This is a genomic window from Vibrio sp. B172a (genome assembly GCF_030248355.1).
GTDB classification, from domain to species: Bacteria; Pseudomonadota; Gammaproteobacteria; order Enterobacterales; family Vibrionaceae; genus Vibrio; species Vibrio owensii.
The window spans coordinates 480,624-494,063 of record NZ_JAHGAC010000008.1 but is presented as its reverse complement, the minus strand read 5'-3'; the positions used below and the strand labels follow the sequence as shown (position 1 = coordinate 494,063).

13 protein-coding genes are annotated in these 13,440 nt (G+C 44.2%); 8 read left to right on the top strand and 5 right to left on the bottom strand.

Features of this window, described 5'->3' with window-relative positions:
- Positions 1-176: 176 nt before the first annotated feature.
- On the bottom strand, positions 177-818 hold the full coding sequence (locus KIT90_RS12030) for a MarC family protein (RefSeq protein ID WP_005437917.1): 642 nt from the start codon (positions 816-818) through the stop codon (positions 177-179).
- Between the two features lie 212 nt (positions 819-1,030).
- Here KIT90_RS12030 and nfsA point away from each other — a divergent pair, with 212 nt between their 5' ends.
- Positions 1,031-1,753, top strand: coding sequence for an oxygen-insensitive NADPH nitroreductase (gene nfsA, locus KIT90_RS12025; protein ID WP_285376822.1), 723 nt, complete (start codon positions 1,031-1,033; stop codon positions 1,751-1,753).
- A gap of 77 nt (positions 1,754-1,830) precedes the next feature.
- On the opposite strand, the gene KIT90_RS12020 is transcribed toward nfsA, so the two are convergent.
- Positions 1,831-2,730, bottom strand: a complete 900-nt coding sequence (locus KIT90_RS12020) for a hypothetical protein (protein ID WP_285376820.1) — start codon at positions 2,728-2,730, stop codon at positions 1,831-1,833.
- A 460-nt stretch (positions 2,731-3,190) separates the two neighbouring features.
- On the opposite strand from KIT90_RS12020, the gene KIT90_RS12015 reads away from it, so the two are divergent.
- From KIT90_RS12015 to KIT90_RS12005, 3 genes are all read left to right on the top strand, one after another.
- Positions 3,191-4,309, top strand: coding sequence for a polysaccharide export protein (locus KIT90_RS12015; RefSeq protein ID WP_038894537.1), 1,119 nt, complete (start codon positions 3,191-3,193; stop codon positions 4,307-4,309).
- Between the two features lie 102 nt (positions 4,310-4,411).
- On the top strand, positions 4,412-4,849 hold the full coding sequence (locus KIT90_RS12010; protein ID WP_171369875.1) for a low molecular weight protein-tyrosine-phosphatase: 438 nt from the start codon (positions 4,412-4,414) through the stop codon (positions 4,847-4,849).
- A 54-nt stretch (positions 4,850-4,903) separates the two neighbouring features.
- A complete protein-coding gene (locus KIT90_RS12005) occupies positions 4,904-7,072 on the top strand; it encodes a polysaccharide biosynthesis tyrosine autokinase (protein WP_171369874.1) in 2,169 nt (722 codons plus the stop codon).
- A gap of 75 nt (positions 7,073-7,147) precedes the next feature.
- Here the strand turns inward: KIT90_RS12005 and KIT90_RS12000 are convergent, their stop codons facing one another.
- The gene (locus KIT90_RS12000) at positions 7,148-7,519 is read right to left on the bottom strand and encodes a hypothetical protein (RefSeq protein WP_039988050.1); all 372 of its coding nucleotides are present in this window, start codon (positions 7,517-7,519) and stop codon (positions 7,148-7,150) included.
- A 4-nt stretch (positions 7,520-7,523) separates the two neighbouring features.
- A complete protein-coding gene (locus KIT90_RS11995; RefSeq protein WP_285376819.1) occupies positions 7,524-7,832 on the bottom strand; it encodes a monooxygenase in 309 nt (102 codons plus the stop codon).
- A 110-nt stretch (positions 7,833-7,942) separates the two neighbouring features.
- On the opposite strand from KIT90_RS11995, the gene KIT90_RS11990 reads away from it, so the two are divergent.
- The 3 genes from KIT90_RS11990 to KIT90_RS11980 all read left to right on the top strand — a co-directional run bounded on the left by KIT90_RS11990 (position 7,943) and on the right by KIT90_RS11980 (position 11,709).
- A complete protein-coding gene (locus tag KIT90_RS11990; RefSeq protein WP_285376818.1) occupies positions 7,943-8,833 on the top strand; it encodes a LysR family transcriptional regulator in 891 nt (296 codons plus the stop codon).
- Between the two features lie 138 nt (positions 8,834-8,971).
- Positions 8,972-10,171, top strand: a complete 1,200-nt coding sequence (locus KIT90_RS11985; protein WP_285376816.1) for an MFS transporter — start codon at positions 8,972-8,974, stop codon at positions 10,169-10,171.
- A 266-nt stretch (positions 10,172-10,437) separates the two neighbouring features.
- On the top strand, positions 10,438-11,709 hold the full coding sequence (locus tag KIT90_RS11980; RefSeq protein ID WP_285376814.1) for a DUF1835 domain-containing protein: 1,272 nt from the start codon (positions 10,438-10,440) through the stop codon (positions 11,707-11,709).
- A gap of 36 nt (positions 11,710-11,745) precedes the next feature.
- Here KIT90_RS11980 and KIT90_RS11975 read toward each other — a convergent pair whose 3' ends face one another.
- The gene (locus KIT90_RS11975; protein WP_009706494.1) at positions 11,746-12,342 is read right to left on the bottom strand and encodes a TetR/AcrR family transcriptional regulator; all 597 of its coding nucleotides are present in this window, start codon (positions 12,340-12,342) and stop codon (positions 11,746-11,748) included.
- A 281-nt stretch (positions 12,343-12,623) separates the two neighbouring features.
- On the opposite strand from KIT90_RS11975, the gene KIT90_RS11970 reads away from it, so the two are divergent.
- A complete protein-coding gene (locus tag KIT90_RS11970; RefSeq protein ID WP_005437892.1) occupies positions 12,624-13,430 on the top strand; it encodes a hypothetical protein in 807 nt (268 codons plus the stop codon).
- Positions 13,431-13,440 lie beyond the last annotated feature (10 nt).

Below are 13,440 nucleotides of genomic sequence, written 5' to 3'. Positions count from 1 at the left end.
CCCCAATAAAGACGTTAAAAAGATTACTGAAATTCGTGCTACAGCAACAATCGGTTATTCTTATTATTGAGATAGGCGAAGTCTATGTGTTTCTTGCACTTTAAGTGGAAACTTAGGATCAAAAAATCCACATCAACCAAAACGTTGATGTGGATTTTTAGTCGTTCAATCAGAGATTACGCAAAGACGGTTTTATACGCCTCGGCAGCACCTTCAATAAACATCTGTGTGCCAATCACCGCAAGGATCAATCCCATCATTTTAGTGATCACATTCAGTGCGCTTGGACCAACCGCTTTAACTAACTTGTCACCAAACAAAAACAGGACATAAGTCATCACGCAAAGGACTGCGAATGAAGCAATGGTAATGATGGTTTCGGTGATTCCACCCGTTGTTGCAAAGTTCATCGCCGTCGCAAGTGTTCCTGGCCCCGCCAATATCGGCATGGCTAATGGTGAAACGGCAATGCTCAACGCGGCTTGTTCTTGCTCCGGTGAATAAGCCTTTTCCTTGGTCTTCTTGTGTGTCGATTCCCCTTGCAACATGTGGAAGCCAATGAGGAATACTAAGATACCGCCAGTAATGCGCAGTGCGTAAAGGGTAATACCAAATAGGTCGAAGATGACTTTGCCAGCAATAGCGAACACTGCAACGATAACAAAGGCGATAAATACAGAACGAAACGCAATTGAACGCACGGTTTGCTTGTCTTCATCCGCTGTCAAGCTTAAGAAGATAGGTATATTGGCGATTGGGTTCATGATGGCAAAAAAGCCCATGAATACAGTGACGGTATGAAGTATCAGTTCTTTCATGTTTTCTACATTTGGTAAGTTATTGATTATTAAAAATCATTATATACCCAACTTTATAAATAACGTCACTTTATGTTCACTGTACTTTCCAAGCACCTCACCTTTTGCGCATCGCCACAGTTTGAAGCGCATGCTGGTTTACGCTCAATATAAATAGCGTTATGGTGAAGATTCAGCCAATACTAAGAACAAACTAAGGAAGTTGATTGATCATGAACAGTACGATTGAAACCATTCTCGGTCATCGCTCTATTCGTAAGTTCACCTCTGAGCCTATTGCAAGTGAACAACTACAAACTATTCTCCAATCTGGATTAGCCGCCTCTTCTTCTAGCATGCTGCAAGTGGTCTCTATCATTCTTGTGACAGACGCAGAAAAGCGCAAACTGCTAGCACAATACGCTGGCAATCAGGCTTACGTTGAAAGTGCCGCAGAATTTTTGGTGTTTTGCATTGATTACCAGCGTCACACAACCATCAACCCAGACGTTCAAGCCGACTTTACTGAGCTGACTCTGATTGGCGCTGTGGATTCCGGCATAATGGCGCAAAACTGTTTGTTAGCTGCAGAGTCTATGGGGTTAGGTGGCGTATACATTGGTGGCTTAAGAAACAATGCTGCGCAAGTCGATGAGCTACTCGGTTTGCCTAAAAACGCCGCTATCCTGTTTGGTATGTGTTTGGGCCACCCTGATCAAGATCCAGAAGTAAAACCACGCTTACCCGTTAACGTTATTGTCCACGAAAACCAATACCAAGCGCTGAATGTAGACGATATACAAACTTACGATCAAACCATGCAAGAGTACTACGCGAGCCGCACAAGCAATCAAAAACAGAGCGCATGGTCACAAGAAACCGCCGGAAAGCTATCAGGAGAGTCTCGCCCTCATATCCTGCCTTATCTAAATAGTAAGGGATTGGCTAAGCGATAATGAGAAAGATCGTTTAATCAACCAAAGATCAAAAAAGGCCTCGAATGAGGCCTTTAGTATCAATTTGTTCCTAACGATTAGTTACCGCCAGTACCGCCTGTGCCACCACCCGGTGGATCTTCAGGTTCGATAGGTTCACCTACTTCAGGATCAGGGATAGTTGGTACGTCAGGTTTGATATCTTCGACAGGAGTACCTGCTTCAATCGCATCTTTAACTTCTTCAACAACCTTTTGTGTATCTTCAGCTGGAATAGTTACGAAAATAACCTCTCCAGTTTCGCTTTGTGGGTAATCAGGGTTAGCTGTAATTACTTCTTCTGTAATAGCTTTCGCAGCTACAGAAATTGCCTCAGGTGAAGTTTCTGGGTTAGCCTTAATAACATCTGAAACAACGTTTGCTGTTGCGATTAACTGCGTAGCGATGGCCGACGCATCGTCATCGCCCTGCTCTTGTAGATCTTGAACCACTTGCTCAGTGTTCAGTAGAAGCTCATCCACAGAAACACCGATTGCGTTGATATCAATACCTAGATCAGAAAAAACCTTCTCAGCTACGTCAGCTGAGTAAATTTCACCTTCACCTAGAGAACCTGCAATAAGTGTTGTAAACGGAGAGCCCGTAACTAAACCATCAGCCTGCGCAAGACCTTGTGGAATCGCATAGTCAGTGGTGATTGGCTTACCGTTTGATGCGTCACGACTTGAATCCGTATGAGTCAATACAAACTCACATTGATCTGGTGAGTCTACAACAGCTAGGTTTTCAAAGCGCGCTTGACCAACCATGTCTTTGTAGTTCGTAGTAAGCTCAATCGCTTCATAAGTCTCACCACCACATACTGCTTCAACCTTCATACCAATTACTGCTGGATCGTAAGCCTGAACTGCATAGGTTTTCACTACAGGGTCGCTGTCACTACCACAGCCAGCCAGTAGCACCGCCGCCACACTTGCCGTTAAAAGTTTGATTTTCAAAATTAGCTCCAATATTTTTTGTTATATCCGACCGCATCGGAAAGCATAACGGCAGTTGCATATAGTGTAAATAGGATGCATAAAACTTTGGTATGAGTTTTTTCACATTAATAGCTGTTTTCATGTGCAAAACGGCGCATTTTCACCATTAACTTGAGATAGCCCCATTTTTGTCAGGTATTTGTCAGTATTTTTTAAGGTTCTGGTTGCCTTCATTGCAACAAGATGGATAATAGTTGTCTATTTTTTGATGGTCAGATTTTCAACCTTCATAAATAAAAATGAGAACTCTGAATCGTCAAGTGCGTTTTTGGAGCATTTATTACATAAATAATACTGAATGGAATCGTTTTATAAAGGCTAAAGACGATGAGAGAAACGCTATTTATAGGCGTACTCACGTCATACAAAAAGTGAACCAATTTCAGTCGGCAAATTTTCTTTCGGTAGCTAGAAACCAATGAATACATTTAACAAAGTTTTGGGGATTACGTTTCTTCCAATCGTTCTAGCTGGGTGTACCGTACCTGGCAGCCACCTTTCCACCAGTGACAAAACGGTAATGACTACCGAAGCAACAGACATTGAGTCTCAAGTCACGGTTTATCCCCTAACTTTAGATCGCGTCAGTTCTTTAAATGCAGCAGAACCATTTTCTAAACCTAACCCAGAACTCGACATCGAGATCGCTAAGTACGAGTACGTCGTTGGTCCTGGTGACATTCTGAACATTACTATTTGGGATCATCCAGAGCTTACTATCCCAGCTGGTTCTTACCGTAGCTCTGCCGAAGCTGGTAACTGGGTTCATGCAGATGGCACCATCTTTTATCCGTACATCGGTATTGTAGAAGTTGAAGGTAAAAACGTTCGTCAAATTCGAACGGACATTGCAAAACGCCTAGCTAAGTATATTGAAAGCCCACAAGTTGATGTGAGCGTCGCGGCTTTTCGTTCAAAGAAAACCTATGTAACTGGTGAAGTGAACAAACCAGGACAACAAGCCATCACAAACATTCCACTGACCCTTCTTGATGCGGTTAACCGTGCAGGCGGTCTAGCGCAAGATGCAGATTGGCGCAACGCAACATTAACGCGTGGCGGTGAAGTTCAGGACGTTTCTCTTTATGCATTAATGCAACAAGGCGATCTCACTCAAAACCGCCTACTTCAATCGGGTGATATTGTTCACGTACCGCGCAATGACGCACAAAAAGTATTTGTGATGGGTGAAGTTAACGATCCAAAGCTACTCAAGATCGACCGTGCGGGTATGAGCCTAACAGAAGCGTTAAGTAACGTCGGAGGCATTAGCCAAATCTCAGCTGACGCAACGGGCGTTTTTGTCATCCGTCGTTCAAAAGAAGAATCTAAGATGGCTGATATCTACCAGCTCGATGTGTCAGATGCCTCTGCACTTGTGATTGGTACCGAGTTTGACTTAAACCCTTACGATATCGTTTATGTCACGGCAGCACCAATTAGCCGTTGGAACCGTGTTATCGCACAGTTAGTACCAACAATTTCTGGCTTCAACGAATTGACGGAAGGCGCACTGCGTATCCGCAACTGGCCTTAAACCGAATATGTCTAGAGGGAGTAACTTAACTCCCTCTAAAACATCAATTTTTAAGCAGCAAACGTTATTCGTAACATTTGTTCACTTAGAAAGGAAAAGAATTTGTTTTCTAACATTTTAGTGGTTTGCGTAGGTAATATCTGTCGTTCACCAACAGGAGAGCGACTTTTACAGTCTCTTTTGCCAAATAAAAAGGTGGCATCTGCTGGTATTGCCGTAGAAAAAAGCCACTTAACGGGCAAATCTGCTGATGAAATGGCAACTAAAGTTGCACTTGAACACGGAATAAGTTTAGAAGGGCACTGCGCTCAGCAATTAACACCTGAGTTATGTGCACAATATGATCTGATTTTAGTCATGGAGAAAGGCCACCAAGAAGCCTTAACCAAGATTGCTCCAGAAGCTCGCGGCAAAACAATGTTGTTTGGCCAGTGGATTGGAAAGAACATACCCGATCCATATCGCCAGAGCAAAGAAGCATTCGACCACGCTTATGCTCTCATAAATGAAGCGGCACAAGCTTGGACTAAAAAACTATAAGCCGAAAGGCTCATTTTCAAACGCCTATGGCAAGGTATTTAAGAAGTTAATGTAATGACAACACAAACTATTAAACAATCACGTCAAGTCGACGATGAAATCGATTTGGGGAAGCTATTTGGGATCATCCTTGATGCCAAGTGGTTTATATTATGTACCGTCTTCCTATTTTCTGTTGTAGGTGTCGGTGTTGCCATTCTATCGACACCCATATACAAAGCTGACGCACTTATTCAAATTGAGAAGAAGAGCTCAGGTGGCATTTCAGCAATGGTTGGTGATATGGGCGAATTGTTTTCTGCCGAATCATCTGCAACGACCGAAATTGAGATCATCAAGTCACGTATGATCCTTGGGGATACCGTTGATAAATTCAACTTAACCACCGTGGTAACCCCAAACTACCTACCTTTCATTGGTAAAGGACTTGCTCGCCTTCAAGGTGAACAAAACCGCCTTTCTGTTTCGCGCTTTAACATCCCATCATATGCGGTCGGCATCCCACACACGCTAGAAGTGCTCGATGCAGAACAAAAAACGTTCAAACTGCTTCAAGATGATGGCCGCGTGGTTCTGGAAGGTACAGTTGGTGAATTGATCGACAAAGACGGTTACCAATTTATGGCAAATGAGATGTTTGCCCAAGATGGCGCTACCTTCACCGTTAGCAAAATCAGTAAGCTTGATGCAATCAACCAGCTTCAACAAAACTTGTCTATCAGTGAACGAGGCAAGCAAACTGGAATTATATCTTTAAGCTTCTCCGGCGAAGATCGTGCTCGTATCCAAGCTATTTTGAATGATGTTAGTCAAAATTACTTCTTACAAAACGTTCAGCGTAACTCTGCAGAAGCAGAACAAAGCCTTGAGTTTTTAAAGGGCCACCTACCAGACATCAAAGTCAAGCTGACTGCTTCGGAAGATATCTTGAACCGATTCCGTCAAGAGAACGAATCTATTGACCTTGGCCTTGAAGCGCAATCAACACTGAAAGTAATGGTTGAGTTAGAAGCACAATTGAATGAGCTTACTTTTAAAGAAAGTGAAATCAGCCAACGCTTTACTCAAGACCACCCTGCGTATAAGTCGCTTCTCGATAAACGCCAAACACTTCTAAAAGAGAAAGAACGCTTAAACAAACAAGTACAAAAACTGCCTAAAACACAACGTGAAGTACTTCGTATGACACGTGACGTTGAAGTAAACCAACAAATTTACATCCAGCTTCTAAACAAGGTTCAAGAACTGAACATTATTAAAGCAGGCACCGTTGGTAACGTACGTATTCTAGACAGTGCGCAGTCATTCTCTAAACCAATTAAACCGAAGAAGGCCCTGATTGTTGTATTAGCCACACTGCTTGGTGGTATGGTAGGTGTAGCGTTCGTTCTTATTCGCGCGGCTTTCCATCGCGGCGTAGAAACACCTGACCAAATCGAACAAATGGGTATGCCTGTATACGCGAGTGTACCGAAGTCTATTCAACAACTTGAATTCGCAAGTAAACTGAAACGCAATAAAGGTAAAGCAAATAAAGAACTTGTTCTGCTGGCTGAAGCAAACCCTGCAGACCTTTCTATTGAAGCACTTCGTAGCCTTCGCACAAGTTTACACTTCGCTATGATGGAAGCGAAAAATAACATCTTGATGATTTCAGGTCCTGCTCCGTCTATCGGTAAAACATTTGTTTCTACCAACTTTGCGGCTGTTGCTGCGAAAACAGGTCAAAAAGTGCTACTTATCGATGCGGATATGCGTAAAGGCTACTTACAGCAATGTTTTGGTCTGCGTTGGGACAACGGTCTATCAGATCACCTTAGTGGTAAAGTAACCGCCGATGACATCATCAAAGAAACATCAATTGAAAACCTTGATGTTGTCACTCGCGGCCAAGTACCACCAAACCCGTCAGAACTACTAATGCACCCACGCTTCAAAGACTTCATCGAAGCGATGTCAGAAAAATATGACTTGGTTATTATCGATACACCACCAGTGCTTGCTGTAACGGATCCGAGTATTGTTGGTGCGCTAGCAGGTACAACCTTGATGGTTGCTCGATTTGACCAGACGACATTGAAAGAGATTGAAGTTGCCCAAGGCCGATTTGAACAATCAGGCGTAGAGGTAAAAGGCGTGATTCTGAACGCAGTTGAGAAGAAGGCATCAAACTCTTATGGATATGGCTACGGTTACTACAACTACAGTTATAAAAGTGAGTAACATCTAGCTAGAAACACAAAGCCCCGCCATTATCGCGGGGCTTTTTTATTTGTGCAGCAGTAACCGTTTATATTCTTATTGCTTCTTCCATTGAAGAAAAGTGAGCACACTCAATAGCAAGAAGAAAGCAGGGTCACTCCACCCAAAGCCAACAAACACACCTGTAATGCCAGCGTAAGTGGTGATCACCACGCCTAAGAGATTCGTGACCAACAACGCTTTGAACAGTTGTTTCGCCGTGTTGCCAGATTCAACATCACGTAGCATCAAACTGACCGCAGCAATCCCTCCTAAAAAGATCGACGTATGCTGCGACAAAAACAGCGCATATTGGTCGTTAATTTGTACACCATACATCGGCCACATCATGGTCGGGACAAAAAACAGTGCAAAAGCAAATAACGTGTAAATGACGCCATGAACGGTTAGAAAAGTGCGGTTAGTCATAATGTTACTCTCCGATTGGACCTTGGTTGATAGTGCTCAGTGGTGCGTTGATATCAAATATCTGTCCTCTTACTTCTTCTACACCCATCTGTTTCAAACGAGCAGTGTGCATTTCGAGATAAGCTTGCGCCGTTGCTTCATCTTCAAAAAGATAGATGCCGCCACCAAGTTTGTCTTTCTCGCTTTCCGTCCAGATTTTCCAAATCATGCCTGGCTCTTGGTTAATTGACTGAGCTAGCTCTACCAGTGCGTTCGACATCTCTTCACCAAATGGGCCATGAAATTCAAAATCAACTTGCAGTAATTTCGCCATCTTGAGTCTCCTCTTCTTTTTTGACTCGCTTTCGATGAGAGGATTATTACCTTTATAAAACTGACAAAAAAGTTCATAATTCTGCCATTACCTGTCGAAAAAACTGACCAATGAGACTCAAAACAACCCTAGAGCAGTGGCAAACATTACAAGCGATTGAACAAGCTGGAAGTATTCAGTCAGCCGCAGTGACGCTCAATAAAAGCCATACAACACTTATCTATTCAGTGAAAAAGCTCGAGGACCAACTGGGCATCAAACTGATAGAAGTGAAAGGTCGAAAGGCTGGGTTAACCGAGCACGGTAAGACCATGTTGCGCCGAGCACAGTCTATGCTCGAACAAGCCCATGAACTGGAAATGATCAGTGAACAGCTAAGTAATGGTGTGGAATCGCAAATTACCGTAGCGATAGATCATCTGTGCGATCCAAGCTGGCTCTATGCACCACTTAGTGAATTTTTTGCACAAAACAGCACTACCTCCGTTCAGGTCGTGGAAACTTCGCTAAGTAAAACCACTGACATGGTGGTCAATGAGTTAGCAGATATCGCCATTATCAATCTTCCGATCACCAACTATCCAGCAGAAGCCTTTGGCACAACAACCATGGTGCCCGTTATTGCAGTTGAGCACCCATTGGCAAAGAAAGAACACGTTTCATTAGCGGACTTTGCGACCACCAGCCAAATTGTGGTTCGAGATCTCGGTGAGTCAGACAAGGCAAAACGAGACGTGGGCTGGTTGCGCGCGCGTCAAAGAATCACGGTGGATAATTTCGACCACGCTTTTAGAGCGGTAGAGCAAGGCGTTGGCTTCTGCCGACTCCCTAAACATCTCGTAGAGTACCGCCACAGTGCAGGCATTAAGGTATTAGACCTTGAACATTCAAACCAATATCAAGTCGCACTACACCTCACGCTACCAAAAGGCGCGAAGAGCGGACCAGCCACACTCGCTCTTTATCAAGCACTGCTTGATAGTGCAAAAGACCGCATTTAACTGGCCATACAACTGTTGTTAAAACCACAAAAGTCATTTGTGTTAAGTGCTATTTTTTGCAAAGGCCAATTTCCTCATACTCTCCCTCACTGATAGCGCATCTGAGACGTGCGCTTGAACAAAATGAGAGAGTAAATTATGCCAATCGCATTATTAGCATTAACCCTAAGCGCCTTTGCGATAGGGACAACTGAGTTTGTTATCGTTGGATTAATTCCAACCATGGCAGCAGACCTTAACGTTTCTTTACCTTCTGCAGGTTTGCTGGTGAGTTTGTACGCATTAGGCGTGGCTATTGGCGCACCAGTTTTAACTGCACTTACAAGCAAGATGAATCGCAAGCACGTGCTTCTCGCTGTGATGGGCTTGTTCGTTGTCGGTAACCTGTTAGCTTGGCAAGCTCCGGGGTACAACACTCTGATCGCCGCACGTATTTTAACGGGCTTGGCTCACGGCGTGTTCTTCTCTATCGGTTCGACGATCGCCACTGGCTTGGTCTCCAAAGAAAAAGCCGCAAGTGCCATTGCAATTATGTTCACTGGTCTAACGGTTGCGCTAGTAACTGGCGTGCCTCTAGGCACTTACATCGGACAACATTTTGGTTGGGAAACCACATTCTTAATTGTGGCCATTCTTGGTTTGATTGCCTTAGTCGGTAGCGCTTTACTCGTTCCGAACAACTTAAAGCAAGACGCGACGGCTTCTTTAAAAGATCAGCTAAAAGTACTCACCCAACCTCGCTTGCTATTAGTTTATGCCATTACTGCGCTAGGTTACGGCGGCACCTTTACCGCGTTCACGTATCTTGCGCCAATTTTGGAGCAGGTATCGGGCTTTGATGCGAGTGCGGTTGGTTTGATCATGCTGGTGTATGGTGTCTCTGTCGCGGTGGGTAACATCCAAGGCGGCAAAATGGCAGACAAATTTGGCCCCGTAAAAGCACTGACGATCATCTTTGCTGGCTTAGCCGCAATCTTGTTTGTGCTCAACTTTACCGCATACAACCCAATTGCTGCTGTGATTACTATTTTGGTTTGGGGTGCTTTTGCTTTCGGTAATGTACCTGGGCTGCAAGTTTACGTAGTAAAACTGGCAGAAAAATACGCACCTAATGCCGTTGATGTTGCTTCTGGTTTGAACATCGCTGCCTTTAACGTAGGTATTGCACTCGGTTCATGGAGTGGAGGTTTGATCGTAGAAAGAGCAGGCTTAATGAATACGCCATGGGTCGGTGGTGTGGTCGTCATCTCTGCACTTCTATTGACTCGCTTAAGCGGCGCGTTAGATAAGCGCGAAAACAAGCAAATTCAACAAACAGCCTGCGCTGAGCTTTCATAAACAGTCTTTAAAGCCCTAACAAAAACGTTGGGGCTTTTTTATGTGAGATCAAAAGCAGTTTTGCTTGTTTATATGATTCTAAGTTGCGAACCCCATTTCGATTACATACCATTAAAGCAGCTCAAGCCTAAAGCACCCAACACTCGCGGAAAGAACTCGGTTCATGGCAACTCAACTTCCCTGCTTTTGTTAGCAGAAACAATCTGTTTTTACCTTCTTTTTAACTTCTAATAAGGCGAGTGTGGAAGAGATAAGAAAGGTGAAAAATGCAATCCCACAATAGCTTCTCTATTAACCTTAACCAACAAAAGTCTGTTGCGAAAAAGCGCTTAAAAGCAATTCGCCACAATGACACCAACGCACTTGAACAGGTTAAGCAGTTTCATTCCCAACCAGAGGGCCTCACGCCAGAGTCTATCCAGCTTGCAGATGTTCAACACGCTCTAGCTAGAGAATTTGGCTTACCCAGTTGGAGCAAGTTAAAAGCTCATGTGGAAGAACTAGAGAGCCACAAGCTCGCCATCAATAACCAAGCAAATCCACTTGATGCCGAACTAAAAACACTCCATGTCCGTTGTGGGCACGACATTCAGCAGCAACTGAAGACATGCGGGTTCGAAGGGGACTTCTTACCCATGATTGACCCATTGTGCATCGGTCCCATTCCCAATGATGAAAAAGGATTTGTCGCGATTCGAGCACAATACGTTGTAGACACATTACTGCCTGTTATGGGAAGAAAAGACTCGGTACAAGAAGTAGCGCAGCTTGAGCAAAGCAATATCCATACCCTGCTCGACCAGCAATACGAACGCATCGTTTTTTGGGTCGAACATGATGCCTACGATCAATTCATGCTACTTCGAGGGCTCTCTCTGCTAGAGGAAACCGAAGGCAAGATCATTGAGATCATCGAATTCAATCAGTTTCCGGGAACTGAGCGGTTTATTGGCTTTGGGCAACTCCCTGCTGAAGCGATTCGCTCATGCTGGCAACATAGAAAGCCAGTGACAGCGAAGCTTTTTAGCCAAGCCAAACGCTGCTGGCAAGCCTTGCAAGCTCCAACACCACAGCCAATCGTTAATCTGTTAGAACAACATGAGTTAGATTGCTTGCCGAACATCAAAGCAGTGATGAAACGACATCTTCAAGAACTGCCACAGTCAGAATCAGGATTGAGCTTCACACAACATTTGGCTTTGCAGATATTGAACGAGCAAAATGAACCAATCAAAGTGAAAGATTGGTTTCATAAGTACCAACAACAAGAACCAATCCCCACTCTTGGTGATGTCATGTTCTATGCATTACTGCTACCACTCGCGCAACCAGAAAACCCACTGTTTACTGTTGATTCATTGGATAAGAATTGGTGGGAACAACAAGTGAATATCAGCGAGAACGGCCGTGAATGCCTTAATGGACACTCAATTTTCTTACAAGATTACTGGGTAGGCGGAATCCATAATCAAGTGAATAACGGCTGGACATGGAACCACACCCAGCTCTCATCTTTACATCACTTAATCACGGCTTAGGTGCTTCATCACTAGTTCGGTAATAAAGCGGAGAAGCTAGCAACGGTAGCCATCGAAAAACAGCGTGAGAATATCTTCGACGATTTTCTTGCGCTGCTCGGCACTTGGTACTGCTTGATTGGCAACCAGTTGCGGCCATAAGCAGTTCCCCTTTAATAAACACATCAACATACAGCTCATCATCGCAGGGTCGAGCGCTTTGACCTTGTTATCCGCAATAGCCTCTGTAAACCAGTTCTCCAACAACTCGTCTTGACGTTGAAGTTGATGCAAGTAGTTCTCTGCCAGCTCTGGTGTGCGCATAAATTCACTGATCACCATTTTGGCCAATGGCAAGCCGAAGTCCTCATACATGGAATCCAATTTTGCATGCAAATAAGTTCTAAGCTGGGTTTCGACATCAATGTCTGATGTGTATTTAAGCTGCAAACGCGCACGCTGAGTTTCGAGCACAGTTTGAATAGACTCGATAAACAGCACATCCTTGCTTTCAAAATGGCGATACAAGGTGCGCTTTGACGTCCCTGCTCGCTCACATACTCTATCCATATTGGCACAACTGAAACCGTGCTCAATAAACTCCTGTTGAGCCGCTTCAATCAACGCTAAGCGTTTTTTTTCTGACAGTTTCATCGCTCTAGATTCACCAACCTCATGTAAGTGGACGCAGAGTATAGCGCACAATAATCAAAAGTATACTTTGAAGTTTACTTTTTTAATTTTAGGAGTAAGATGCGCTCGCCGAAGTTAAGATCCTAAGAAAAATATCAAAATAGAATCACTCTTAACTCACGCTGTGGCGCTTTGTCTGTCAGATAAAGCTGTGATTTTTCCGTGACACAAACTCCAGAGTCGATGTCCTTCTTTCAAGGCCCCTGGTGTTGTTGTGATCGTCACGTTTAATGAAGTAACTTATGAAATTACGCTCCTTGCTCGTTGCCGTTTCCTGCCTACTCACTGGTGCAGCAAACGCTGATTCGATTTCTCTGCCAATCTGGAAAGATAAAGCAGAAGCACTCGGTTATGACTTACCAAAACCCTTTGGCGTCAACCTGAGCTATATGAGTATGGAACAAGGCATTAACGTCGACTCCATTTCTCTGAGTGGACTACATGGCTTAGAAAAACTATTAAAGATGGAAGCCAGCGGGGGTAAACAAGCCAGCGATGTCATGACACTTCGTGGTGACGTTTGGTTGTTCCCATTCTTAAATGTTTATGGCTTGGTGGGTACGCTAGATGGCTATTCAGAAACCAATGTCAAAGTCAGCCTGCTTGGCAAGCAGTTGGGCGAATTCCCTTTCCGTCTCGATCTCGATGGTTACACCTATGGTGGTGGCTTCGTATTAGCAGGAGGCTACGACCAACTATTTGCTCTTGTCGATGCCAGCTACACCCAAACGAATTTGAACGTGATCGATGGTGCCATTGATGCCATCGTGGTCTCTCCACGAGTCGGTTACGACTTCCATAAAAATGGCGTCCCTTTGCGTTTCTGGGTCGGTGCCATGTACCAAAACGTTGAGCAAGAATTGTCCGGAACATTAAAACAAGCGGGTATCAATCTCTCTGGCCGCTTTGACGTTAAGCAGCGCTTGGAATCTGAGTGGAACACCCTTGCCGGCATGCAATACCAGATTAATGATGACTGGTATTTGTTGGGCGAAGCTGGCTTTGGCGATCGTCAAAGTATCTTCTTCTCTCTCGATCGCCGCTTCTAAGGTAAAGAGA

Excerpts from the sequence above, each read along its gene's own strand:
- KIT90_RS11990 (WP_285376818.1), top strand. The coding sequence starts at position 7,943 with ATGAGACTCAAAACAACCCTAGAGCAGTGGCAAACATTACAAGCGATT.
- KIT90_RS12015 (WP_038894537.1), top strand. The coding sequence starts at position 3,191 with ATGAATACATTTAACAAAGTTTTGGGGATTACGTTTCTTCCAATCGTT.
- KIT90_RS11975 (WP_009706494.1), bottom strand. The coding sequence starts at position 12,342 with ATGAAACTGTCAGAAAAAAAACGCTTAGCGTTGATTGAAGCGGCTCAA.
- KIT90_RS12005 (WP_171369874.1), top strand. The coding sequence starts at position 4,904 with ATGACAACACAAACTATTAAACAATCACGTCAAGTCGACGATGAAATC.
- KIT90_RS11980 (WP_285376814.1), top strand. The coding sequence starts at position 10,438 with ATGCAATCCCACAATAGCTTCTCTATTAACCTTAACCAACAAAAGTCT.
- KIT90_RS11995 (WP_285376819.1), bottom strand. The coding sequence starts at position 7,832 with ATGGCGAAATTACTGCAAGTTGATTTTGAATTTCATGGCCCATTTGGT.
- KIT90_RS12000 (WP_039988050.1), bottom strand. The coding sequence starts at position 7,519 with ATGACTAACCGCACTTTTCTAACCGTTCATGGCGTCATTTACACGTTA.
- nfsA (WP_285376822.1), top strand. The coding sequence starts at position 1,031 with ATGAACAGTACGATTGAAACCATTCTCGGTCATCGCTCTATTCGTAAG.
- KIT90_RS12030 (WP_005437917.1), bottom strand. The coding sequence starts at position 818 with ATGAAAGAACTGATACTTCATACCGTCACTGTATTCATGGGCTTTTTT.
- KIT90_RS11985 (WP_285376816.1), top strand. The coding sequence starts at position 8,972 with ATGCCAATCGCATTATTAGCATTAACCCTAAGCGCCTTTGCGATAGGG.
- KIT90_RS11970 (WP_005437892.1), top strand. The coding sequence starts at position 12,624 with ATGAAATTACGCTCCTTGCTCGTTGCCGTTTCCTGCCTACTCACTGGT.